Annotated in this window: 20 protein-coding genes; 6 read left to right on the plus strand and 14 right to left on the minus strand. The window is 69.2% G+C overall.

Annotated features, from left to right (window positions below):
• The first annotated feature begins 53 nt into the window (after nt 1-53).
• Together AC2A1K_RS20720 and AC2A1K_RS20725 are read left to right on the plus strand one after the other, a co-directional pair.
• Nucleotides 54-1919: a DUF222 domain-containing protein gene (locus tag AC2A1K_RS20720; RefSeq protein ID WP_483898208.1), complete on the plus strand. Its 1866-nt coding sequence runs from the start codon at nt 54-56 to the stop codon at nt 1917-1919.
• Nucleotides 1920-1935: 16 nt separating this feature from the next.
• Complete coding sequence (locus tag AC2A1K_RS20725) at nt 1936-3531, plus strand: recombinase family protein (protein WP_483898209.1); 1596 nt, start codon at nt 1936-1938, stop codon at nt 3529-3531.
• A gap of 1689 nt (nt 3532-5220) precedes the next feature.
• Here the strand turns inward: AC2A1K_RS20725 and AC2A1K_RS20730 are convergent.
• The 11 genes from AC2A1K_RS20730 to AC2A1K_RS20780 form a co-directional block, all read right to left on the minus strand.
• Nucleotides 5221-5970 (minus strand): hypothetical protein, encoded by a 750-nt coding sequence (locus AC2A1K_RS20730; protein WP_483898210.1) that lies wholly within the window; start codon nt 5968-5970, stop codon nt 5221-5223.
• 9 nt (nt 5971-5979) lie between these two features.
• On the minus strand, nt 5980-7671 hold the full coding sequence (locus tag AC2A1K_RS20735) for an N-6 DNA methylase (protein ID WP_483898211.1): 1692 nt from the start codon (nt 7669-7671) through the stop codon (nt 5980-5982).
• 189 nt (nt 7672-7860) lie between these two features.
• Entirely contained in the window at nt 7861-8946 is a 1086-nt protein-coding gene (locus AC2A1K_RS20740) for an OLD family protein (RefSeq protein WP_483898212.1), read from the minus strand.
• Nucleotides 8947-9215: 269 nt separating this feature from the next.
• Nucleotides 9216-10439 carry a DUF262 domain-containing protein gene (locus AC2A1K_RS20745; RefSeq protein WP_483898213.1) on the minus strand — a complete coding sequence of 408 codons (1224 nt, stop codon included), beginning with the start codon at nt 10437-10439 and terminating at the stop codon, nt 9216-9218.
• Nucleotides 10440-11052: 613 nt separating this feature from the next.
• Nucleotides 11053-11577 (minus strand): hypothetical protein, encoded by a 525-nt coding sequence (locus AC2A1K_RS20750; RefSeq protein WP_483898214.1) that lies wholly within the window; start codon nt 11575-11577, stop codon nt 11053-11055.
• 27 nt (nt 11578-11604) lie between these two features.
• The gene (locus AC2A1K_RS20755) at nt 11605-12585 is read right to left on the minus strand and encodes a hypothetical protein (RefSeq protein ID WP_483898215.1); all 981 of its coding nucleotides are present in this window, start codon (nt 12583-12585) and stop codon (nt 11605-11607) included.
• Nucleotides 12586-12594: 9 nt separating this feature from the next.
• Nucleotides 12595-12918: a hypothetical protein gene (locus AC2A1K_RS20760; RefSeq protein WP_483898216.1), complete on the minus strand. Its 324-nt coding sequence runs from the start codon at nt 12916-12918 to the stop codon at nt 12595-12597.
• Between the two features lie 347 nt (nt 12919-13265).
• Nucleotides 13266-13538 (minus strand): hypothetical protein, encoded by a 273-nt coding sequence (locus AC2A1K_RS20765; protein WP_483898217.1) that lies wholly within the window; start codon nt 13536-13538, stop codon nt 13266-13268.
• 56 nt (nt 13539-13594) lie between these two features.
• Nucleotides 13595-14020, minus strand: coding sequence for a hypothetical protein (locus tag AC2A1K_RS20770; protein ID WP_483898218.1), 426 nt, complete (start codon nt 14018-14020; stop codon nt 13595-13597).
• A gap of 868 nt (nt 14021-14888) precedes the next feature.
• Nucleotides 14889-16943 (minus strand): DUF3631 domain-containing protein, encoded by a 2055-nt coding sequence (locus AC2A1K_RS20775; protein WP_483898219.1) that lies wholly within the window; start codon nt 16941-16943, stop codon nt 14889-14891.
• Nucleotides 16944-16960: 17 nt separating this feature from the next.
• A complete protein-coding gene (locus tag AC2A1K_RS20780) occupies nt 16961-17113 on the minus strand; it encodes a hypothetical protein (protein WP_483898220.1) in 153 nt (50 codons plus the stop codon).
• A 363-nt stretch (nt 17114-17476) separates the two neighbouring features.
• Between AC2A1K_RS20780 and AC2A1K_RS20785 the strand changes: the two genes are divergently transcribed.
• The 3 genes from AC2A1K_RS20785 to AC2A1K_RS20795 all read left to right on the plus strand — a co-directional run bounded on the left by AC2A1K_RS20785 (nt 17477) and on the right by AC2A1K_RS20795 (nt 18354).
• Nucleotides 17477-17812 (plus strand): hypothetical protein, encoded by a 336-nt coding sequence (locus tag AC2A1K_RS20785; protein WP_483898221.1) that lies wholly within the window; start codon nt 17477-17479, stop codon nt 17810-17812.
• Nucleotides 17803-18126 (plus strand): hypothetical protein, encoded by a 324-nt coding sequence (locus AC2A1K_RS20790; protein WP_483898222.1) that lies wholly within the window; start codon nt 17803-17805, stop codon nt 18124-18126. The genes AC2A1K_RS20785 and AC2A1K_RS20790 overlap by 10 nt, the downstream gene beginning before the upstream one ends.
• 75 nt (nt 18127-18201) lie before the next feature.
• Nucleotides 18202-18354, plus strand: coding sequence for a hypothetical protein (locus AC2A1K_RS20795; RefSeq protein ID WP_483898223.1), 153 nt, complete (start codon nt 18202-18204; stop codon nt 18352-18354).
• Between the two features lie 246 nt (nt 18355-18600).
• Here AC2A1K_RS20795 and resB read toward each other — a convergent pair whose 3' ends face one another.
• Both resB and ccsB read right to left on the minus strand, forming a co-directional pair.
• Complete coding sequence (resB, locus tag AC2A1K_RS20800; protein WP_483898224.1) at nt 18601-20220, minus strand: cytochrome c biogenesis protein ResB; 1620 nt, start codon at nt 20218-20220, stop codon at nt 18601-18603.
• Nucleotides 20221-20313: 93 nt separating this feature from the next.
• Nucleotides 20314-21342 (minus strand): c-type cytochrome biogenesis protein CcsB, encoded by a 1029-nt coding sequence (gene ccsB, locus AC2A1K_RS20805; RefSeq protein WP_483898225.1) that lies wholly within the window; start codon nt 21340-21342, stop codon nt 20314-20316.
• A gap of 838 nt (nt 21343-22180) precedes the next feature.
• Between ccsB and AC2A1K_RS20810 the strand changes: the two genes are divergently transcribed.
• Nucleotides 22181-22594 (plus strand): IS3 family transposase, encoded by a 414-nt coding sequence (locus AC2A1K_RS20810; RefSeq protein WP_483898226.1) that lies wholly within the window; start codon nt 22181-22183, stop codon nt 22592-22594.
• A gap of 40 nt (nt 22595-22634) precedes the next feature.
• Here the strand turns inward: AC2A1K_RS20810 and AC2A1K_RS20815 are convergent.
• Nucleotides 22635-23010 (minus strand): elongation factor 1-alpha C-terminal domain-related protein (locus AC2A1K_RS20815; protein ID WP_483898227.1); only part of this gene is annotated, 376 nt, incomplete at its 5' end.

Raw genomic sequence — 23010 nt, forward strand, 5'->3', positions numbered from 1 at the left:
GTCCTGGGGTTTCTCGGGCGGCGTTGTCGGGGGTCGGTTCTAGCGTCGTTGGCATGAGCGTGGAGCAGGATCAGCAGCCCGGCCTGGTGGCCCGGCTGGCAGGTCGTGCTCCGGACGCGGATCTGCATGCGCTGTTGGACACGGTCGATCCGAGCACCCTGGACGGTCCGGAGTTGGCGGCGTTCGTGCGGGCCCGGTTCGCGGTCCACAACCGGGCCGAGGCCCAGTTGTTGGCGGGGCTGCGGGAGCTCGGGATGGCGGCGGAGGACGCGGAGGGGCGTCCGCGGCGGTTGCCGGGCTGTGATGAGTTCTCCGGTGACGAGGTCGCCGCGGTGCTCGGCTGCTCGCGCACGATGGCCTCGCGGCGCCTGGAGCTGGCCGACGACCTGTTCTCCCGGCTGCCCGCGCTGGGGGACGCGTTGTGGCGGGGTGTGCTGGACGAGTCCAAGGTCCGCGCGATCAGCGACGGCGTCCGCGACCTCACTGAGGATCATGCCCGGTTGGCGGTGGCCGAGGTGCTGCCCGAGGCGGGCGACATGGCGGTGATGGCGCTGCGCGAGCGGCTCACCGAGATTGTGCTGGCCATCGACCCCGACTGGGCCGAGCGGCGCCGCAAGCGGGCGGAGGCGCGGGGGCGGGTGGGGTTGGTGTGCAACCCGTCCGGCACGGCGACGTTGTCGTTGCTGGATGCGCCGGCCGCGGACGGGATCGCGTCGATGGCGCGGGTCGAGGCCCTCGCCGCCCGGCTGCGCGCGGCGGGGGTGTTGACCCCGATCAACGCGCTGCGCCTGCACGTCGGCACCCGGCTGCTCGACGGCTCCACCGCGGGCATGACCGACCCCGAGATCATCACCCTGCTCACCGCCGAGTACCACGCCGCGAGCACCCCCACCGACACCGACGCCGGCGCCGACGACGCCGGCCCTGACGACGCCGGCCCCACCGATGAGGACCCCGACGGCGGGCCGGACGACGGGCCGGACGACGGGCCGGACGGTGGGCCGGACGGTGGCCCCGAGGGTCCCGAGGGTCCCGGTGACAGCGGTTCTGGCGAGGACGGGCCCGGCGACACCGGCTCCAGCGACGGGCCGATCGACGAGCGGGACGGCGACGAGCGGGACGGCGACGGGCCGGGCGACGGGCCGGGCGGCGGGCTCGATGAGGGGGTGGGCGAGGGGATCGAGGGTCGTCACGACCTCGACCTGACGGTGCCGGCGCCGGGCTCACCCGACGCCCAGGGCGCCCTCGACCTCCCCGGCCTCCCCGACCCGGCCGACGAGCCCGGGCCGGAGCAGGAGACGGAGCGGCGGGACGGGCGGCTACGGCACGGCACCGTCGAGATCCGGCTCCGGCTGTCCACAGCGTTGGGGCTCGACCAGCACCCCGCCACCGTGCCCGGCTACGGCGCCATCACCGCACCTGTCGCCCGCGACCTGATCAACCAACGCCGGTCCGGCGAATGGCGGGTCGTGCTCGTCGACGACGACGGGCACCTCCACCACGTCCTGCTCGCCCGCAGCCGACCAACCCGCCCCCGCCACCAGTCACAGGGGCGGGGGAGGGCACCGGGCGCGACCCGGACCGGCGCGATCGTCGAACTCCAGGTTCCGACGACACTGCTCGCCGCCCTCACCCCCGACGACCACGGCCCATGGGCACCGCTGATCAGCGAGCTGCAGGGCCGACTCGCCGACCTCCGGAACACCGGCGCCCTCGGGCGCCCACCGGACGCCGACTCCGGACCCGACCAGTGGCTACGCCGACGACCCGGCGCCGAGGTGGAGCGCTGGACCCGCGCCCGCGACCGGCACTGCGTCGTCCCGTGGTGTCGCCGACCCGCCCACCGCGCCCAGATCGACCACACCCGCGACCACGCCCACGGCGGACCCACCGCGAGCTGGAAGCACCCCCCTTCCTAGTTGTACCTTTCGGGGTATGCCAGGTCAGCAGCCGCAGAACCCCCGAACCAGCCCGCAGGCCACCCCGGGGACCAGGCCGTGGACGGGGCGGGAGTACCTGCGGGTGTCGCTGGACCGCTCGGGGCGGGCACGGTCGGTCGACGAGCAGCACGACGACAACGCCCGCGACGCCGACCGCGAAGCGATCGTGTTGGGCGAGGCCTATCGGGACAACTCCCGCTCGGCGTCGCGGTACGCCACCAAGACCCGCGACGACTTCGACCGGCTGATGGCCGATCTCGCCTCCGAGGCGTTCGGTGCTGATGTGTTGGTGTTGTGGGAGTCCTCGCGCGGGTCGCGGCGCGTCGGGGAATGGGTCGAGCTGATCGAAGCCTGCGAACGCGCCGGAGTCCGGATTCGGGTGACCACCCACGCCCGGACCTACGACCCGACCAACCCGCGCGACCGGCGCTCACTGCTCGAAGACGCCGTCGACTCCGAGTACGAGTCCGGGAAAGTCTCCGCGCGGGCCAAACGGGCCGCCGCGGCGAACTTCGCCGAGGGCAAACCCCACGGGTATGTCCCGTACGGCTACCGGCGGCGCTACGACGAACGCACCCGCGCGTACGTCGCCCAGGAACCGCACCCCGACGAGGCCCCGGTCATCGTCGAGTTGTTCTCCCGCATGCTGGCCGGGCACTCCCTGCGCTCGGTCGCCGCCGACTTCGCCGCCCGCGGCATCGAGAAGCGCTCCGGGGGCCCGTTCACCGCCCAGCACCTGCGCTCGATGGCGGTCAACCCCGCCTACGCCGCTCTCCGGGTGCATGTGACCGATCAGAGCGGGCTCAGCAGCGGGCGGGTGCTGCGCGCCGCGTTGTCGCACGGCACCCAGGTCACCGACGCCGCCTGGCCCGCGCTTGTCTCACGCGCGGACTTCCTGGCCGTGCGCGACCGGCTCACCGACCCCGCCCGGATCACCTCCCGCGCCGGACGCGGGCGCCACCTGCTCTCGATGATCGCCCGGTGCGGACCCTGCGACGGGCCACTCTCGGCGGCGAACAAGCGGGGTGTGCGGCAGTACAGGTGCCACCACCGCGGCTGCGTACGTCTCAATGCCGACGACCTCGACAGCCTCGCCGAAGATCTGATCATCACCTACCTGTCGCGCCCCGACGTCTACGCCGCGCTACACGCCGCGAGCGACGGTGACGGCGAGCACGCCACCGAACGCGCCGCGCTGCGCGACGAGATCGCCGACATCCGGGCCCGGCTCGACGACCTCGCCGACGCCGTCGCAAAGGGCGCCGTGTCCATCGCGCTCGCGGCGCGCAGCGAACCCCAACTCCTCGAACGGCTCGCCGCCGCCGAACACCGCGAACAACAACTCACCACGCCGTCAGCCCTGCACGGCCTGCTCCAACCCGGCCAAGACATTCAGGCGTCGTGGGACCAAGCGCCTCTGGCCGCGCGCCGTGAACTCGCCCGCTACCTGTTCGCTCCCGAGCACCTCGGACACCTCACCGTGCTCCGGCTACCAGTCGAACAACGCGGCGGAACCCGCGTCACCCCCGCCGCCGAACGCTTCGAACTCCGCCACCACGACGCACAACGAAGAACAACGACCGGAACCTAAGACAAGCCCCAGTGAATCCCGGTTCCGCGCCATCGATCCGCACCGGCTCTCGGAGGCCCGCTGCCAGAACCATTTCATGCGGCTCCGGGACACGCGTACACGTTCCTGGCCGCCGACGCGCTGGTCTTCAAGTTCCGCGAAGCCGGGTGGGCCGTGAATCTGCACGCCCCGATCGCCGAGGGGCGTCACCGCCGACGGGCACCGCAAACTGCTGGGCCAGTAGGTCTCCAGCGCCGAGGGCGGCGCCGGCTGGGCACGCTCCGTACGGGGTACCAGTGGCGCTATGACGAGCGGTCCCGCGCCTACATCCGGCGGTGAACACGCCACCGAGGGCGCCGCGCTCCGCGACGAGATCGCCGAGCTCCGCACCCGGCTGGGCGAGCTCGCCGACGCCGTCGCCACCGGAACGAGCTCGGTGGCCCTGGCCGCGCGCAGTGAACCCCAACTGCTCGCCCGCCTCGCCGCCGCCGAGCAACGCGACCTCGAACTGACCATCCCACCGGCCCTGCACGGCTTCGTTCAGCCTGGGTCGGACATCCGACGGTCGTGGGGAGTTCGCCCCGCTGTCCGCGCGGCGCGAGCTGGCCCGGTTCCTCCCCGACCCTGCCCACGTGGACGTCCTGCGAGTCCGGCGAACGTCCCGGACGGCGCGGCGGAGGGCACGCCATGCCCGCCACCGAACGATTCGAGCTGCACCGCCCGCATGCCTCTGAGATGGATAGGTGCCACCCCTGGCGACGCATAAGCTTGAGCTTGACGGCCTTCAGCGGATTCCCCTGATCGCCCCGCGCTTGAGGAGTCCGATCGGGGCGGCTTAGGCGTCGATGCAGAGCTAAGCTTCCTCGGACCTGTGCGTCGATAGGACACGAAGACGGTGGATCGCTTGTCGAGTCAAAGCTTGTTGCCCGCTTGGATTGCTGCTGGCGCCGGTGTAGCTGGCGCGCTTTTCGGCGCACTAGGCGCGACGGGTGCTCAATGGTTGGCTGCGCGGCGAACTGATCGACGGGAAGCTCGTATCCTCCAGCAGGAGGCTATAGTTGAGTTCTTGGCCCGAGTCAACGCGCTGATGACGGCGGCCGCGAGCCTCGAGTTCGCGCTACGCCAGTCCCATTTTCCAGAAGGCTATCAGGACCTATACAGGGAGTGGCTGAAGCAGTGGAACACTTATCACGATAGTCTCGCGGCGGTGCAAGTTGCGACACCGGTCGAAGTTCGCTCTACCGCTAACTCGGTGCACGCCGCAATATACGAACTTCAAGAACAGACCGATACCTGGTATGCAGACTTTTGCGTTAGAGCTGACGACGGCCGCGCCTCGACCCGGGGAAAAGGCCGACCTAGGTGGAACGACGCCTGGAGTCAGGCCGAGATCGCCCGTTCAAATTTCCAGGATGCCGCACGTCGAATTTCCTCGTGGCTGCCCGGTGTCAGCTAAGTCTTGTACTCCATGTTGGCGAGCGTGTCCAGCCCGTTGTGAAAGCTCGGCGGACTTAGCTTAGTGGCTACGCGGTGGGCGTGCCGTAGGCGAGGGTCAGCGAAGTGAACGGCGAGCCGTAGGTCGCTTTCCGGGTCGTGTGGCGGGGCCTTCGTCGGCGATGACGAGCGGACAGCGCTCGAGGAGGCCCTTGGCGGCCCGGCTCGAGCCGGGCCCGGGTGGTGGAGCCGCGTACGCGGGCATGATCGAAAGCCCTACTGGCTCTTGTGGATGTTGCCGTGGCCGTCGGTTTCGTAGGTGTCGAAGTTGCGTTCGGCGAGCAGCTCGACGAGGTAGTTGAGCGCCTCGTTGAGGGAGACCTTGGTGGGGTTGTCGGGGTCGGGGTCGGCGACGTGGAAGCAGCGCACGGTGGGGCTGAACGGGTTGGCGTCGACCAGGAGGAGGTAGAGCCGTTCGAACTGTTCGTCGCGGTTGCCGGGGTCACGCCGGCCAGTGAACAGCCGGAAGCGGGGAAAGGCGTTGCCGAACGTGGAGCGGCGCTTGGCCGTGCTGTCGTGCTCGGCGTCCTTGTCGAGGAACAGGAACGCGGCCAGGACGGCGTAGGGGAAGCGCCGGTGGAGGGTAACCGCTTCCGTGAGAAGGTCGGAACGGCGGTTGGTGAGATTCTTCTGGAAGTTCTTGGTCTGCATGTCGCGGAAGGAGATGGTCTTGACCGAGATGCCCAGCAGCAGCCCGGACTCCTCGGTGGCCCAGGTAACGTCGACCTTCTTGGCTCCGATCCCTCCGGCGAGGCGGCGTTCGGCGCCCGACCCTCCGAGCTCGCCAGGGCCGGCCGGGCGGGCACCGTCCATGCCGCGGTGACGTAGCTCGTCGGCGAACGCGAGCGCGAGCGCGGTAGACAGGTTCTGGGAGTAGTTCTTCTTCGCGCTCTGCGGGGCCGTGTCGGCGGGTTTCTCGCCGAGGTTCTTGAGCGCGGCGCTGACCAGGTCGTCGATGCGGGCCACAGCAGAGGTCTACCGGGCGGCCTTGCCACGGGCGACGCGACGCGCGGAGAGCTCGGCGTGGGCGTCGCGCAGGGCACGCACGTCGCTGCGACGCATTCCGAGCTGGCCGACGAGCAGCACGTCGTCGACGAGCTTGACCGCCTCGAGCAGCCCGCGTGGGGTGCGCAGTTTGGCGTTGACCTGCGGGCGGATCGCGGTGAGCGCGTCGTGGGCGGTCGCGAGCACGTCCGGGGCGGGCACCGGGAGCCGGTCGGCTTCCTTGGGCTCGAGCTTGAGCATTCCACCGCCGTAGGCACGGCCAACGGTCTCTGCGCCGAGCAGGGTCATCGAGGTCAGCGCGCCCAGAGGCAGCAGGTCGGCCCCGAGGTTGCGGTGCTCGTCGTGCAGGTAGAGCCCGTGCACCGAGTTTAGGTGATGCGCGCGGGCGCGGTTGGCGCACAGCCGTGGCGTGTCGGCGTTCATGTAGGTCAGCAGCACATCGGCGGGTGGCAACAGCGGGACCCGCCACCACGGGCGACGGACCCGACACTTGTAGGCCTGGTTGACCCCGGTCGCCTCGCCCATGGCGATATAGCGAGTTGCGGCCGGTGACGGTTCGCCGGGCGGGCGGAACAGCAGCGTTGCCGCGCCGCTTCGAGCGAGCTCGGTGTGCGCGGCCGGGGTGAAGCTCAACCCGCGCAGGTGCCGTGATCCGGGCGGGGACAACACCAGCAGCTCCCGATCGGGCAGGTTGAGCTCGCGGGCCCGGTCCGGGGTCACGGCGAAGTACTTGTTGTTGCCGGTGACCATGCCCAACGTGGTCTCGCCCCAGGTGTGCAACCCAGTGAAGTGGCCGCCGGTCTCGGTGGCAGCGTAGGCATCGAGGGCCTCAGCAGAGAGCAGCGAGCCGGTCCACTTCCCATCGACCGGCTGCGGGGTCCAGCGTCGGGTCACCGGCACGGCTGCCGTGTCGGCAAGGTCGGCAGCGTTGCGGGCTTGCACCAGTTCGCAGTGCTCGGCCGGTCCCTGCTCGTAGCCGTCCGCGAGTAGCAGCACCACTTCCTCAAGCACCCCGGGGAACACTCGCTCGGTGAACAGCACCAGCCGCACCCGGGCGAAGCGCTCCATCAGGAACCGGCGCACTCCGGCCGCGTAGTTGACTGAGAGCAACTCGGCGGGCAGCACCAACCCGAGCCGCCCGCCAGGTTTGCAGAACAACGCGGCATGAACGGTGAACGCCGCCCACGATGACGCCAGGTCCGAGAGCGGCACGTTGGCGCGCAACGCGGCTTCGCGGCCGCGGGCGCGGGCGTCGCCCGCGAAGTCCTGATACCGCACGTACGGCGGATTCCCGACCACAGCGTCATAGCTGCCGGTCGGCGAGTGATCAAAGAAATCGCCCACCACGACCCGGGCGTGATGCCCGGCCTCAGCCACGAGGGTCTCCGCCTGGTTCTTGCTGTGTTCGTGGAGTTCCACTCCGTCGAGGTGCCCCCGTCCCTCGCCTCCGGTCGCGGTGAGCTCATCGAGGCGCTCCCCGGCGGCGAGCAAGAACGCTGCCTCCCCGCACGACGGCTCGAGAACGTCGTCATCGGCCGAGCGCACGGCCCAGTCAGCGACGTAGCGCGCCAGGACCGGCGGGGTGAAGAACGCCCCCCGGGCCTTGCGGGCAGCCGGGGTGTCCGACACTTGAGGAGACGCCACGGAAGCATCATCCCCCATACCCCCGACGGGCGAGGGACGCACGCCGTACCGCTCGCGTAGGTCCGGCTCGACCAGTCGATGTGCATGTGCGACAACCAAGTGAGACTGCCGGTAGGCCCGGATAGTGCAACACGTCGCGACTCGTTGGTCTGGAACAACAAGCCTGACTGGGTTGCCCGCCGGTACTCAACGACTTAGGTCGAGCACCTACCGGCCTGAGTCGACCCCGACACTCAGTGCGTGTCTCAGGTCGCGAATGAAAGCACGAACTGATCGCGGATTTGCAGCTATCCACAAGGATGCTAGGCGCTCGAGTGCGTCGGTCCGGCCTGCCCCAAGCTGCGCACATACATCATTGACCCAGTCGTGTACATCGATTCCCTCTAAAGCTGCGAGGACAGCGTGCGCGCGGTCGGTCGAGACGTTGAACGCCTCTGCAACAACCTCAGTGCTCGTAGCTGCACTTCGAAAGAGCACGTCTGGCGAGGACTCGGTTGGTAGAGTCAGAACCGGCCAGTGCCTGTCGTCATTAGCCTCCACGCGAGCGCGCTGATCTCCGTCGAATAGGAGCAAGAACTTGATGGGGCTAATCGGAGTTCTTGGCAAATGCTTCCACAGTTGCCTAAGATAACCGTCCCCATCTTTCCAGACAACGGCGCACCGAGCGCTTAGGTCGGTGCTTCCCCGGAGCATCACCCGCGTCAACGCGGCGGCCGACTCATCCTCGCAGAAGATGAGGCAATCTTGCCCGACGTCCGGCAACAGGCTGAACGCAACCTCCGGACCGAACTCCGACACGCTAAGACAACGCGCGATCCCATCCCGCCGGGAGACAACAAAAAGCGCATCACGCCCAAAGGCGGCTGAGATGAGCTCTTGGGAGTGCGTCGTAATCACCAGTCTCCACTTGTTCTCTCGCGCGAGAGTTAGCAGTGCGGCCAGAAAACGGGTTCGCGTGCTTGGCGGTAGGTAAGCGTCCGGTTCGTCGAGGACGAACGTCAGCCCCGTGCGACCGCGAAAACGCAGGAGCGCCCACATAACGAGATGGGCGGAAAACTCGCCGAGACCCATCTCGGTCGCGCCATAGCTCACACCTGCATGCTCGACGCGGAAATGCGGAGTGATAACGGGGTCCTCGTCGTCAGGCGTCCAAGGCCACGTCGACTGCGACCCGCCAGGTTCGAGCTCTAGGTCAAACCAACTCAACGCCGAATAGTCTCTCCCCACGACATACTTGATGCGAACCGCGCTTACTTCATCCAGCGATCCTGACTCCCCCACCTCGTCTTCCATGTCGCAGATATCCGAGCGAGATGAAAGAACTGTCCGAACCTGTTCGCACACTTGGTGGACAGCGACTGTAATGGCTTCGCTACGAAGTGCTCGGCTAATTCGATGTAGCGTTTGGGTCTTCCCCGCGCCGTTCATCCCGGCCAGAACTGTGCAACGCCGATCAAGCGGGACGCCTGCGCCGTCTTCTAGAAGCACCGTAACAGGTGGTGGATAGTCATCGCTTTGGTCTTTATCAAGGTCTTTCCACGCTGAGAACTCGGCAGCAAGTCTCATCGCCTTGCGACCTCCAGCAGGTCACCCCAAGACGTTTCGGTGACGAAATCAAGGATGCGTTGCTGAGCCTGAGCTTGATTGAGGCCATGCAATTGCCATAATAGTCGGTCACTACCAAGAAGTGGAGGGCTCTCAAACATTTCCTGTAGGTACAGATAAAGGGTGCAATCACGGGAGAGGACAGAAGAAACATCGGTCACGCGGTATGAGGCGCGGTCATCGTACATGAAGACCGGTCCGATCATCTCCGATGGAAGATCGCGTGGGACTTCATTTCGTTTAAGCAGTTGTCTATGAGTCTCGAAACGGTGCAGCAATTCGGGCGGCAACGAAGCATCGAGATAAGAGCCTGTCCATGCGCAGAAGATCAGCCAAGAGAAGAGGGTAGCCTTGTTAAACCTCAACTTCAGGTCACTCAGCTGACATTGATCAAAGAGGACATACCCAGCATCACGGACCGAAGTGATGGTGGAGTCCGCGAAGGAATGCTCGCGTCGATAGTAGTCTTCTACAACGTTGTTGTTGATATGCAGCTTCAAGCTCGCGCGGTCGAGAGCGACGCAGGTTCGGGAAAGTATGTCGTCATAAGCAAGTCGCCCATTCGCGAACCCTACAACTTCTCGGCGCAAGAACCCGATATCTACGAACTCGCTAACTAGCGCCTTGACCTCGTCCCGAGCCTGTCCGTGCAAGGCGTTCCGTTTTTCGGAAGGTGTCAGGTTATACGATTGGTTTAGTCGGAAGAAGAGCTCGTTCGGCTCATCGGGATTGTATTCATACAGGATAATACAAGGCAGCGCAAACCTGCGCACTCGCCCCTGCACGTAAGGTGGCAAATCATGGAATGTGCTCCCGTGAAGTGCTCGAATATGTTCATTCTCAGGGCTTGTCTTGCCGTCGACAGCAAATTCCCCGTTAAAGAAATCCCGGATCGCAGCCAGGCGTTGCTGCCCGTCCAGCACAACCTCCACTGGTCCTGAAGTCCTGGGCTCATCGCCAGCAGCTACAAAGATGTCAGGTGATCGAGTTTCAGCATCCCGCCTACTGACGAGGTGAATTGCGGGAATGTACCACTCACGTAGTACGGAGTCAATCAGTCGCTGACGCCTTTTGAGATCCCAAATCTCGCCCCGCTGAAAATTCGGTTGCAGATCGATCTCGTTGTCGTTAACCCGTCTAACAATTGTTTCGAGCTCAACCTCGGTTCGCTGAAGCTTCATCGCGGACACCCCTCGTCGGGTCGGATGGGTCGACCTCTCCTAGATAGCGTCGGTGTGACTGCCTACAGCCATCGACGGCCCGTCAGACGGTCGAGTACTGCAGGAGGAAAGATAGACCAAGGGGACCAGACACGTGTAGGCGGACGTAAGGAACGTGTGCCCGAAGGTGCTGATGGTCTACCGCCATGCGAGAACACGTCGTGTAAGTGACCCTTCAGTCGCCGTCCAGGCCGCCACGCCATGCTCGGCTGAGCACCCTCGACTAAGCCTATCGCAGCCTGGGATCGACGAACTCCCGCCACGTATCACGACGCGACCCGACGGACCTGAGCAACTGTCGCGAGTCCCTGGCCACCTCGTTCGCGGAAGGCACCTTCAAATGGGCCCGGTCCCAGTCAATAGATGGTGGGCACGCTCGGCTCGGCCGTCGCGTCAACTCAACATGACGAAGAACTACACCCCCTGGGCTATGTATCGGAGCCCAGAGCCGGTCTCCGCGACCGGCCAGGGAGAGGCCTGCTCGCGGCCGTCTTGACGCGCTGTCGACGCTAAGTACACGTCCAGCCGTCGGCGAGCGCGAGGGCGTTCAGATCTCCGCGGGGCGACCACTCCTTCATTCTTTGTGAGGCATCGGGTCGGGGTCTGAGAGGTCGATCGGCTCGTGCTTGGCGCCCGGTCGGTAGCTCTCAATCTGCGGGACGAGTTTTTTGACGTTGATGGGCAGTGCGCTGGCGGGGATGTGGATGACGTGCTCGACGCCGCTGGCTGCGGTTTGGTTGTCGAGGTCTTTCCAGACGTAGATGTCGAGGGCGTTCTGGGCCCAGGTGGCGCCGCGGCGGACCTTCGCTATCCGTCCCCAGCCGAGTACTTCGTGTTGGCGGAACAACGGCGCGCGGATACCGCGGGTGTCGACGATGAGGACGGGGTTGTCGGAGGTGACGAAGAACAGCCATCCCAGCACCACCGCTGCGCCGAAGATCGCGTTGAAGATCTCCCATCCTTGCGCGGAACCGTGGAGGACGCCGATGAGCCCGCTGATCCCGAGAGCGAGCCCGATCACCAGCAGCGAGGCGACGGTGAGCCGGCGCGGGTAGAGAACGAGGGTGTCGGCGCTGCGGTGGACGGGGTTGCGGATCACGGGAACCACTCTCCGGGTCCAGGGTGGCTAGTCATCGGGGTGAAGAGCCTCAGAGATGGTGTCGGCGAGCCCGTCGGCGGCTTCTCCGCTGGCGTCGACGACGTCGTCGGCGATGGGCAGACTGCGCATGGTGGTGCTGACTCCGTAGGAGACGCCGGTCCCGGCGGCGAACCCTCCGGCGAAGGTGCCCAGCGGGCCGGCGACCGAGCCGAGGACGCCGCCGGCGAACGTGGCGGGGATCCCGGCCGCGGTGGCGGGAACGCCGCTGTAGAGCGCTTGGCCGGTGGCGCGTCCGATCCGTTCGGCGGCGGAGTAGTTCGGGTTGGAGGTGTCTTCGACGGCCTGTGAGAGCGCGGCGCCGATGGGGCCGAGAGTCCGCCCGGCGACTCTCCACATCGTGGCGGTGGGGCCGTCGCCCAGGACGGTCTGGGCGGCCTGGTGGGCGCCCTGGAACCCGGCGCCGACCTCACCGGTGGCGACGGTGAGGGCCATGCGTTCGGCGGCCTTGTCGTAGACGTTGAGGACGTCGATGACCTGTTGCAGCGCGGCGGCGGCGGTGTTGCTGGCCTGCTCGGTCTCGGCTCTGATCGCCACCATCCGCTCCTGCGCGGCGAGCCAGTCCCGTCCGGCCACCTCCGCCTGCTCGGTGGCTGGTGGCGTGGCGCGGAGAGTGTCGGTGAGTGCGCGGTAGCGGCCCTGCATCTCGACGAACTCGCGCTGGAGCCGCTCCAGGGTGTCGGCGAACCCGTGGATCACGGGGGCGGCGTGCTCGACCTGTCGCATGAAGCCACGGGCGCGCTGCGCAGCGCTCATCGACGCCGCCCCGAACGCGTCCCCGGCCGCGCCCCGCCACCCCTGCGCGGCGAGGTGGTGGGCGGACTCGGCGTGGTCGCCGACCAGCCGGCCCCGCGGGGAGACGACGTCGAGCAGCGCGCGGGCTGAGGCGCGGAGCGCGGCCGGGTCACCGGGGATGGTGGCCTGAATCGGCAGGTCGTAGTTGATCGACATCGCGCTGCCCTATTGGTGTCCGTCGCGGCCGGCGAACCCGACGTCGGCGATGTCGCGGGCGTGGGCATGGTCGGTGCGGTAATAGGCGTGCTCGGCCTCGTCGACCGCCTGCCACAACTCTTCGACGACGTTGGCGAGCTTGTCGGCCTGCCGGTTCACCGTGCCGGCGAGGTCTCCCAACACGCTCGGGAAGTCGCCGAGGACCCCGGCGGCGTCGGCGCCCTGCTCGAGCACACGGCTCATCTCGACCCCGGCGCTGCGCGCCTCATGGTCGGCGGCCTGGAGCCGCTCGGCGGCCGACCTGATGGTCGGGAAGTCCACCTCGAAACCCATGCTCGGAAACTAGCCCGCCGCCCCGCGATGGATGTAGCGCTTCGCGGAAGTCGTGCACATGTCGGCCCCGACCGTCGACCTTCAGGACGCGTGGGCTCGGGCGGCGAGAACCGCGTCGGTCGATCGCGGGGAGGCCGGGGGTCAGCGGCATGCGCACGTGGGCGGTGGTGGGGATGCGGCCCTCGGCCCCGGAGACGAAGAAGGCGGGCGGGGCGCGTCCTGTCTGGAGTAGTCGCGCCCCGCCCGCGGGATCGTGGGTTGTCGGGTCGTGGGTGTCGGGTTGTGGCACTCGTGGGTCTCCCTTTCCGAGGGGGCGGTTGTCTGGCGTGGGTGTTGATGGCCTCGGGTTAGCCGAACAGGTCGCCGATGGTGGTCAGGGCGCGCACGAGGGTGGCGATGATGGTGCGGATGACTTCGCCGCCGAAGGTGGTGGCGCCGAGCAGAAGTCCGATCACGAGCAGGGCGGGGATGCCGGCCACGCCGCCGCCTCGGCCGCGTCCGCGGCGGCGTCCGCGGCCGGCGCCGCCGGCGCCGATGGCGGAGGCGAGGAACACCACCGCCACGACGGCCAGGGCGGCCACGATCAGCCAGGTGGGCACGCCACCGATTTCGGAGTCCATGGAGATTCACCTCCCTTCACAGGTCTCGGATGTGAGGAACTGAATTGGGGGACGGTTCATCGGGTGCCGGGTCCGGGCAGCGGGTCGGGTCGGTCGGGGATGGTCAGGTCGGGTGGCAGGGACAGGAAGTAGCCCCGGATCCAGCCGACCCGGTATCCCCACCGCGGCCCGTCGATCGCGGCGAAGTACCAGGCGTATCCACCGGTGCCTCGGGAGCCGGGATCGTCGTAGAGGATTCGGACGGTGTCTTCGGGCCAGCAGGTGGAGAAGGAATAGTCGGCGAAGGGCATGTCCTCCACAGAGGCGGTGAGGTCGGGGATGCGGTGAAAGATCGGGCCCCCTCGCGGGCAGGACACGGTTTCGGCGCCAACGGCCGCGGGGACGCCGACGGCAGCGGACACGGTCAGTGCGGCGATGGTGAGCAGCACAACGGTCAGGACGGTGGGCAGCCCGCGGATAGCGCGGGTTCGGTAAGAAGTCATGACACGAGAATCAACAGAACCAGCCGATCCCCGCACCCGAATTTCGATTACCTACGACAGTGCTAGGAATCTGCCTCGAAATTGGGCGCGCGAAATCCCCGTGGCGCGTGAGCGCGATCGGCGCGGTAATGACTTCGAGTGAGACAGAACTCGATAGCCACACCGCGAAAAAGGACCCGACGCACGCGGGCCACGCTTCGGCAGCAACCGGTCGGCGCAGGTGTCGTGGCGGGGTTGAGGTGTCCCCGGCACGCTGGGCTGCGGTGCGCACCGGACCCGTTGTTGCCGCCGGTTCCGGGGACCCGACGCCCCGCGGGAGCTGGCGGGTCGCCCGCGGTAGAGCAGCGCGTAGATCCGTCGAGCCGCGGACGGGGACGGCACGGGCGCGTCGCAGACGGCGCGGCGCAGCAGCGCACGCCGCGCACCGTCATCATCGGCGTCCCCGGAACCGGTAGCGTCGGGTGGTTCCCCGACAGCGGTATCGACGGCCGCGCGGGCCGTGCCCGCCGCCGCGGTGTCGTCGCCGGTGACTTCGTCGTCGGTGGCTTCGTCGTCGGTTGCCGTGTCGTCGGTCGCCATGTCGTGCCTTCCCTCCTCTCCGGGCCTCACCTGTGGTCGTCGTCAATGGGTTCACAAGCTGCGCTGGTCACAAGCTGCGCTGGTTATGGGCGTGCTGACCGCGGGGTCGTCGCTCCCCGCCCGGCGCCCGGATGCCTCCGGGCTGTGTCCGCGCGGCTCTGTCGGTCCTTTGGGTCGCCCGGGGCACGAGTTCGCGGGAGAGGTGGAGGGGGCTGTCGGTGGCGGCGGGATGCCGCTACCGACAGCCCCGCCCCGCTCGGGCCGCCCGGGCCCCGCCCGTGTGCTCGGTTCAGCGCAGGGCGGCGAGCACGGTGTCGCGGTGGTATCCGCGACGGACACGGCCTTCGATGCGGGCCTGGGCGGGCGCCACGCCGTAGGGGCGTAGCGCGTCGGCCAGGTCCTCGGTGCGCCATGTCGCGTACCGGCTGGGTGCCACGGCGGCGAGCCGCGTGAGCAGGTCGGCGGAGGCGACTCGCTCGTCGTCACCGAACGCGGCCCGCAGATCGGCCGCGAACCGCCCGACCCCCTCCGCACCCATCCCCTCGGCACCTACCCCCGCGGTGGCGTCGGCGGCAGCGGTGGCGCCAACGCGTCCGGGCCGAGCCCCGCCTGCCCGGCCCACGGCGTCGGCGGCGCGCAGGTCGCGGGCGGCGGCCCAGGACGCGGTGTCGAGGCGGGGCCGTCCCGCTGCGGCGCGGGCCAGGGCGCGTTCCCGGGCGTCGGTGGGGTCGAGGTAGGCGACCTTGGACACCAGCGGGTCGTGCAGCCCGGCGGTGGCCACGAACGCCCGCCCGACATCGCCGGGGTCGTCGGCGGTGGCCGGGTGCAGCCGGTCCGGGCGCCACCCTTCGGCGGCCATGGCCGGGCCGAGCACCAGCCGCACATCGGAGTGCCGGCAGGCGTGCAGCACCTTGAGCCCCGCGGACTCGGCCACCGCCGCCCCCAGCGCGTCGGAGGTGGCCTCGGTCGCGGCCAGGATGAGCGTCACCCGTGCTTTGCGCCCGATGCGCAGCAGCGCCACCGCCGCGGCCTTCGCCGGTTCGGGCAGGGACGGGTACTCATCGACGATCACCACCAGCGCCGGGCGCTCCCAGGTCGGCGCCCAGGCCGCGTCGGCGGAGAGCCCACCGAGCAGTCGCGGCCGGGCGCGGGCGAGCGCGACCGCGTCGCCCAGCGCGTCGGTGATCCCGGCCGGGTCCCGCTCGATCCGCCCGATGGCCGGGGCGTAGACGTCCAGACCGAACCCGGCCGGGTCGAGATCCCACACCACCACGTCCCGGCACGCGGTCAGCACCTCGGCGATCACGGCCAGGGTTCCGGACTTCCCCGCCCCGGAGGAGCCGATCACCACGGCGTGCACGCCGAGCAGCGGCACCGCCAGCGGCGCCCCGTCGATCCGCGCGCCGATCACCGCCCGCTCTCCGATCGTCGCGGAACCCGGCGGGCGGGGCGGCAGCGGCGCCAGCGTGGTGAACGGGTCCCGTTCGGCCAGGCGCAGCACCACCCGCGCGCGGCGGGTCCGATCCGGGGAGGCCAGCACACCCCCGGCGGGCAGATCCAGGTGGGTTTCCAGGCGCTCGGTGCGCCCCGCGACCGTGTCCGGGGTGCCCGTGCGCAGCACCACCGGCACCGTCCACCCCCAGCGCTCCCGGGACGCTTCACCAGCAGAACGCAGGGCGATACCTTCCGCGGACAGCGCGCGGGTCACCGCCTCGACCGCTTCACCACGGGTGCGGGCATCCGCAATCGGGAACGGCGCCCCCTCCACCGCCGCCTCGGGGCCGGGCTCTGGGCCAGCGGTCAGACGCGGGGGGCCGGCGCGGCGGCGCCGGGCCCGACCAACACCGGCCAGCACACCCAGCACCACCGCCGCCACCACCCACAGGCCGGGTCGTCCGTCGCGCTCGAGGACCCCGGCCACGATCACCCCGACCACGCCGAGCCCCAGCACCACGAGAGGCAGGCGGGCCAGCACCGTGCGGCGCCACACCTCCCGCACCTCGGCCGCGCGGACGGGCCGGTCACGGTCCAGGTACTCCCGCACCACCGGAGCGAAATCCCGATACCCGGACACATACCCGCCCAGAACCCCACCCAGGAACCGGGCCCCGGTCACCACATCCACCACAAGCCGGCGCACCATCGCGGGGCCGCGACGCACGACCGTGCCCAGACCCCGCCCGACCGTGCGGGCCGCGACGCCCGGGAACCGGTACACCAGCCACGCCACCGCATCCCGCGCAGCCGGCGCCACCGGCTCCAGCACCGCCGCCGCCCGCTCACGACCCCACCGCAGGAGCGCGAGCCACGCCACCACCAGCCGCGGCCACAGCCCGCGACGCACCCCCCGCCCGGCCCGCGCTACCCCAGCGAAGCGCGCAGCCCGACCGGCAGCTCGCGGTGCCCGACCGGCGCGGCGCCGTCGGGACCGATCAGGGCCCGCGGCGCCGTCACCACCAGCGGGCTCGTCTTCGTCGTCTTCGTCGTCGCGGTCCCGCCCGCGACCCTCCCCAACCATCGCCTCTCCACCTCGTCACACCGTCGATCACCCACGACACGGACACACCCGACACGCCCAACGCGCTCGCGCGCTGACCCACGGTGTTGCCGAAACCAGTCATGACCCAGAAACGTAGAAACCCGTCACGGGCCCGTCACCCCAATAACCACACCGGGCCGACCCCGGACCAACCCGCGGCAGAGACAGACCGGCCGTCACAGGGCGCTACCCGCTACACCCCAGCTCACCGGCCCACCAGGCCGCTACAACCCCGCAGCGCCGTGACGGGCGTTCTACGTCTGAGTTCGTGAAGGAGATCCCGGCGGAAATACCCAGCCACAGGTCGGCGTGTCCGACCGAGCTGGAGGCTGCTGGAGATGTCCGATCCGTCCGTGTCGAGCAGAAAGAAGCGCCGGCTGCTCTCGGCGGCCGAGAGGTACGAGATGTGGATCTCTGTGCTGTGCGGGCCGGCCACCCAGCGCGAGCCCGCCGACTACTACGGGGTGGACCGCTCCACGGTCGTGGCGACGTGCCGCACGGCCAAGCAGGGCGCGCTGGACGCGCTGGCCGCGGCGGTACCCGGCCGGCCCGGCCAGTCGCGGGCCGACGCCGAGCGGGCGGCGATGACCGCCGAGCTAGAGCGGCTGCGGGCCACGGTCACCGAGCAGGCGGTGGCGCTGCATCTGCACGAGGGAAAAGCGCGTTGGGACTGACCAGCGGCCCGGTCCCGCCGCGGGTGGACGCACAGGTCAAGGCCGGGCTGCTCGAGCTGATCGACCACGCGGTCGAGCGCGCTGGTCCCCGCGGCGCGCGGCCGGGCTGCTCGAGCTCGACGAGGTCCGCGCCGCGCGCTGGCGGGCTCGCCGCGCCACCGACGCGCTCGACGACCGGGCCCCGGGCGGGACACCGCGTCACGGGCTGCTGGGCTGGGAGCGGGGTGGCCATCGCCCAGCAGTTCGGCAGATCCCACACCCCCAACGACCAGGCCTGGATCGAGTCGCTGTTCGGGCGCGTCAAGACCGAGTGACCGCACCTGGAGAAGATCCGCGACCCCGGCCAGCTCGCAGTCGAGCCCGACCGCGTCCGAGGCGAGTACAACACCGTGCGCTTGCACGCCGGGATCGGCTACGTCACCCCCGACGACGAACACCACGGACACAGCGACGCCACCCGCCAGGCCCGCCGCCACGGGCTCGAAGCCGCCCGTGCCACCCGCATCGGCTACCGTCGAATCAACACCGAGGACCAACCATGATCACCACCCGATCCTGGTCGGGTATTCCCCAGCGATCTACAACATTTGCTCAGACACACCTCGGGGTTGGCCTGCTGGCGGGCGGGGTCGTGCCAGGGTTGCGCGGGGGCTGTGACTGTTCGCGCTGGCGGTCACGCTCGAGGCCCTGGTGGGTGCCGCGATCGTGGCGCACGGTCTCCTTGGGCGGTGCGTTCGGCCTTGCGCTGCTCGGTGATGGTGCGGGCCTTGCGTCGGAGGCTGATTCGGTCAGGTGCAAGGTAGGAGGCGCTGGCGTAGGCGCGAGAATTCTTCGCCGTAGCCGGCTTGGTCGGTGCGGGCAAGGCCACCGAGCTCGATCACGGTCGGACCGCCGCTGGCACCAGGTGTGACCCGCATCCAGAGGCGGCGCCGTTTGATCGTCAGCGAGCAAACCAGCCCGGCCAGCAGAGCGATCGCGGCGACGAGCACGACGGTCTGGCCGGGGTCGTAGGAGACCTGCAGCGCAACCCACTGTTCGACCCCCTCGAAGCGGACCTGGGTGCCGCCGGCCAGGGTCAGCGACTGCCCGAGGGAGAGGTTCTCCCGGGCAACCCGCTGGAGGCGGCCCTGGTCGACCATGTCCTGGTCGATCGAGAAGATCGACTGCGGGCGTCCGGAGTCCAGTCCCAGGTCGCCGCGATAGATGTCGACAGCAGCCTCAGGGTTGTTCAGAGCCGGGAAGGTCGAGGTGACCAGACCGCCGCCGCTCGAGGTGGGGGCGAACAGCCCGGCGATGGCCAGCTGGTTGCGGCGCCGGTCGGTGTCGTCGACGACGCCCGGCGGGTCGATCTTCGTCGCGCCCTCGGAGAGCAAGGTCGACCGGTCCACGGGTCGCCACTGCACGAGCCCGGACCGTCGCTGGCCGTCGGGGAAGGTGATCGTGAATTGCGGGGCGTAGCCGTGGTCGGTCAGGTAGACCCGCTCCCCGTCCACCCGCAGCGGCTCGTTGACCGCCAGACGATGGTGCTGCCAGGTTCCCGCGCCCGACGTCACAGCCCGGGTGTCCTGGAAGCGCAGGTCGGCGTTGTACGAGTCGGGCTGCCCATTGGGACGGAAGGTGGCACGGAAGTCGTCGACAACCAGGCAGAACGGGTCGAGCCCGGTGCCGTCGACCTGCAGGCCCGGGCGGAACGAGTCGTAGGCGTAGATCCCGGAGTTGCAGAACTCGCTGCCGTCGGCCATGACGATGACGTGGCCCTCGTAGCCGAACAGCTCACCGATGGCAATACCGACCAATAGTGCGACAAGGCTGAGGTGGAAGACCAGATTGCCGACCTCGCGCAGGAAGCCCTTCTCCGCCGAGAGCGCCTGAACCCCGCCGGGCTCGGAGCGCACAGCCACTTTCCACCTGCGCAGCCGCCGGCGGGCCGTCTCGACCGTCTCGTCCGGGCTCACCTCGGTCGTGGCCTCGGCGTGGTGGGGCAGCCGCGCGAGGTTACGGGGCACGACCACCGGCTCGGCGCGGACACCCTTGAGCTGCTCCCACGTCCGCGGCACGAGGCAGCCGACCAGCGAGACGAACAGCAGCAGGTAGACCGCAGAGAACCACGGCGTGGCGAACACGTCGAACGCCCCGACCCGGTCGAGCAGCGGCGCCAGGTCGGGGTGCTGGGCGAAGTAGTCCTCGACGGCGTTCGGGCTCGGCGTGCGCTGGGGCAGCACCGCGCCGGGCAGCGCGGCAAGGGCCAGCAGGAACAACAGGATGAGCGCGGTACGCATGCTGGTCAGGGCGCGCCACGTATTGCGCAGCATCGCCAACACGTCGCCGACCACCGACCGGCGAGGAGGACCACCGCCGCGAAGCGGCGCCCGCTCGCTGGTCGTCGAGCTGCTCTCCACCTGGGTCATCGATGAACCCGCCCAGCCTCCAACAACAGTCGGGCGTCGGTCGTCGCAATCGGCAGCGTCGTGGGGCCCCTCACCTGACAGCACGGGGCGCGGTCAGCCGACCCCGGCGTAGGAGTGCAAGCCGGTGACGACGAGGTTGACGAAGAACAGGTTGAAGACGCCCATGGCCCAGGCCACCACGTTGATGACGGCGGCGCGTCGAGCACGCCATCCCGCGGTGGCCCGGGAGTGCAGGTAGGCCGCGAGGACGATCCACATGACGAACGCGACCGTCTCCTTGGGATCCCAGCCCCAGTAGCGGCCCCACGCCGCCTCCGCCCAGATCGCCCCACAGATCACACCGAAAGTGAAGATAGGGAACGCGACAATCGTCAACCGGTAAGCCAACCGGTCCAGAACCTCGGCGGCGGGCAGCCGGCGGGCGAACCCCGCCAGCCGGGTCGATCCGCGCTCGAAGGGCTCGCGGACCAGGTAGAGCGCGCTGGCGGTGCCGGGCACCAGCAGGATCCCCGAGCCAAGGATGGCGGCCGCGACATGGATGACGAGCCAGTAGGACTGCAGGGCAGGGACGACCGGCCCGGCGGGCACATACAACGCCGTCCCACCGACGAACATCAACACCGTCAGGGGCAACAGCGCGAATCCAGTCAGATGCCGGATCGGGTAGCGCCTCAACATGGTCAGCCAGGTCACCAGGCCGACCAAGCACAACGCCGCGATGTACTCGTGCATGTTGCCCCACGGCGGCCGGCCCGTCGCCCAGCCACGGCAGACCAACGCCGCGGCCAGCAGCCCCGTGGCGAGCACCGTCAGCGCCACTCCCATCCGCCCCACCCGCTCGGCCGGCGCTGGCGCAGCCCCCTCGGGCCCCGCCGGCTCGGTCGGCCCCGCGGCGGTGCCCAGTTCGTCCGTGCCCACCTCGTGCGGCCCCGACTGCGCGCCGACGTCGCGGCGGCGAGCACCGCCTACGGCCAGCAGCTCGTGGGCCTGACGACGTCGCCCCGCGGCGGCGGCCACCGCATGTCGGCCCCAGGCCTGCTCGACCAGGAAGAAGATCAACGCGAGGACCAGCACCCCGCACGTCGACCCGAACAGCCAGTCGCCAAAGGTCGCGACGCCCACCCGATCCCCCTCGACTAGCCCGCGGAAGCGCCCAACTACACCACGTAGGAGACAGCCCGCGCCACACGGGTCGCCGCAGCCTGTCCGAACACCCGTTGGACATCGCTTTGGCGAGCCAGGCAAGCTTGCGGATGATCGGCCTGGCGGTCGTCGGCGCTGGCGGCCGGACAGGATCAACCAGGAGGTGAGGTTCCGGTAGCCCGGAGACCGACGATCATGGCCGGGTGGCCGTGAAGGGAGTCTCCATGGCAGCGCCGAAGAAGTACCCCGACGAGCTGCGGGGCCCCCACCGTCGGGGGGTCGACGGGACGCGCGGTGCGCCTGTACCGCACGAGCACCCCGCGCCCGACGTTCCGCCAGCTCGCCGAGCAGCTCGGGGTGCACCAAGCGCAAGCGCGTGGAGCGGCTCATGCGCACCGCCGGGCTGCAGGGCGCCTACCTGCGCAAGCGTTCGCGCATCCTCGGCCCGGCAGGACCCGCGCGCCGCGCCGGCCCCGGACCTGGTCGAACGAGACTTCACCGCTCCCGCCCCGGACCGGCTCTGGGTCGCCGACGCCACCCGCACCCCCAGCGGCGAGGGCGTGTTCTGGCTCGCGGGCGGTGCGCGATGTGTTGTCCAACCGAATCGTCGGCTGGAAGACCTCCGATCGCTGCGACACCGGACTCGTCCTCGGCGCCCTCGAGTACGGCGTGTGGTCCGGTGATGTTCGTGATGGCCGACTTCGGCATCATTCCGACCGCGGCTCGACCTACACATCGTTCGGTTCTCGGCCCGGCTCGAGAGCATGGGATTCTCGCGTCGATGGGTTCGGTCGGTGATTCCTACGATAACGTGCTGATGGAGAACTTCTTCTTCTCCACCCTCAAGACCGAACTCGTCTACCGCAGAACGTGGCGAACCCGCGAAGAGGCCGAGAACGCGTTGTTCACCTACATCGACGGGTCGTACAACCGCGAACGCATCCAGGCCCGGCTGGGATGGCAGTCCCCCGACGAGTACGAGCACACCTGGCACACCAGCCGAGCTCACCCGAGCCCGCCACCGCCAGGTAGGAACCACTCCGGGCTACCGGGGGAAACCTCACCAGGCCCGCACCCGCCACTACCGACAACGCGGATACCACCTATAAGGGCCGTTGCAGTACTAAACGCACTGACATGTGTGGATCAACGACGAGGCCTTCTCTCTGGCCCGACGTGCCCCGGCCCGGATGGCGAACGCACGGCCCCTGTCGGTCGTCGGCTGTCTTGATTGCCGCGAGCGGCGGCTGTCCTGGCCAGCGCACCTCTCTCTATCTAGGAGATGGAGGTATCGGTGGACAGAGGGCAAGCGCTGCTGCGAGCGTGTCCCCGGTCTGCGGGTCGATGACGAGGAACGAACCGGTCGCGGCAACCCGGTCGTAGCGGTCGAGCGGCAGGGGCTCGGCGACGGTCACCGCGACGCGTCCAATATCGTTGATCGCCAGGGCGCCCGGGTCGGGCTCACGCTTAAGGGTCTGCATGTCAAGACGGTCGAGGACTTCAGTGATTACGGCTTGAGTGGTGCGGGTGCCGTGCTTGAGCAGCAGGCGGGCGCCGGGACGCAGGGGCTTCTCGTGCAGCCAGGCGAGCGTCGCGTCGAACTCCGTGACCGGCTCCGGCGCGCCCGGCGCCGCGAGCAGCGCGCCG

It is taken from the genome of Actinomycetospora sp. 2LY8.5, assembly GCF_057180585.1.

Coding starts and splice junctions, on each gene's coding strand:
- AC2A1K_RS20720 (WP_483898208.1), top strand. CDS start 54: ATGAGCGTGGAGCAGGATCAGCAGCCCGGCCTGGTGGCCCGGCTGGCA.
- AC2A1K_RS20725 (WP_483898209.1), top strand. CDS start 1,936: ATGCCAGGTCAGCAGCCGCAGAACCCCCGAACCAGCCCGCAGGCCACC.
- AC2A1K_RS20735 (WP_483898211.1), bottom strand. CDS start 7,671: ATGGGGGATGATGCTTCCGTGGCGTCTCCTCAAGTGTCGGACACCCCG.
- AC2A1K_RS20740 (WP_483898212.1), bottom strand. CDS start 8,946: ATGGAAGACGAGGTGGGGGAGTCAGGATCGCTGGATGAAGTAAGCGCG.
- AC2A1K_RS20745 (WP_483898213.1), bottom strand. CDS start 10,439: ATGAAGCTTCAGCGAACCGAGGTTGAGCTCGAAACAATTGTTAGACGG.
- AC2A1K_RS20755 (WP_483898215.1), bottom strand. CDS start 12,585: ATGTCGATCAACTACGACCTGCCGATTCAGGCCACCATCCCCGGTGAC.
- AC2A1K_RS20760 (WP_483898216.1), bottom strand. CDS start 12,918: ATGGGTTTCGAGGTGGACTTCCCGACCATCAGGTCGGCCGCCGAGCGG.
- AC2A1K_RS20765 (WP_483898217.1), bottom strand. CDS start 13,538: ATGGACTCCGAAATCGGTGGCGTGCCCACCTGGCTGATCGTGGCCGCC.
- AC2A1K_RS20770 (WP_483898218.1), bottom strand. CDS start 14,020: ATGACTTCTTACCGAACCCGCGCTATCCGCGGGCTGCCCACCGTCCTG.
- AC2A1K_RS20785 (WP_483898221.1), top strand. CDS start 17,477: ATGTCCGATCCGTCCGTGTCGAGCAGAAAGAAGCGCCGGCTGCTCTCG.
- resB (WP_483898224.1), bottom strand. CDS start 20,220: ATGACCCAGGTGGAGAGCAGCTCGACGACCAGCGAGCGGGCGCCGCTT.
- AC2A1K_RS20810 (WP_483898226.1), top strand. CDS start 22,181: ATGGAGAACTTCTTCTTCTCCACCCTCAAGACCGAACTCGTCTACCGC.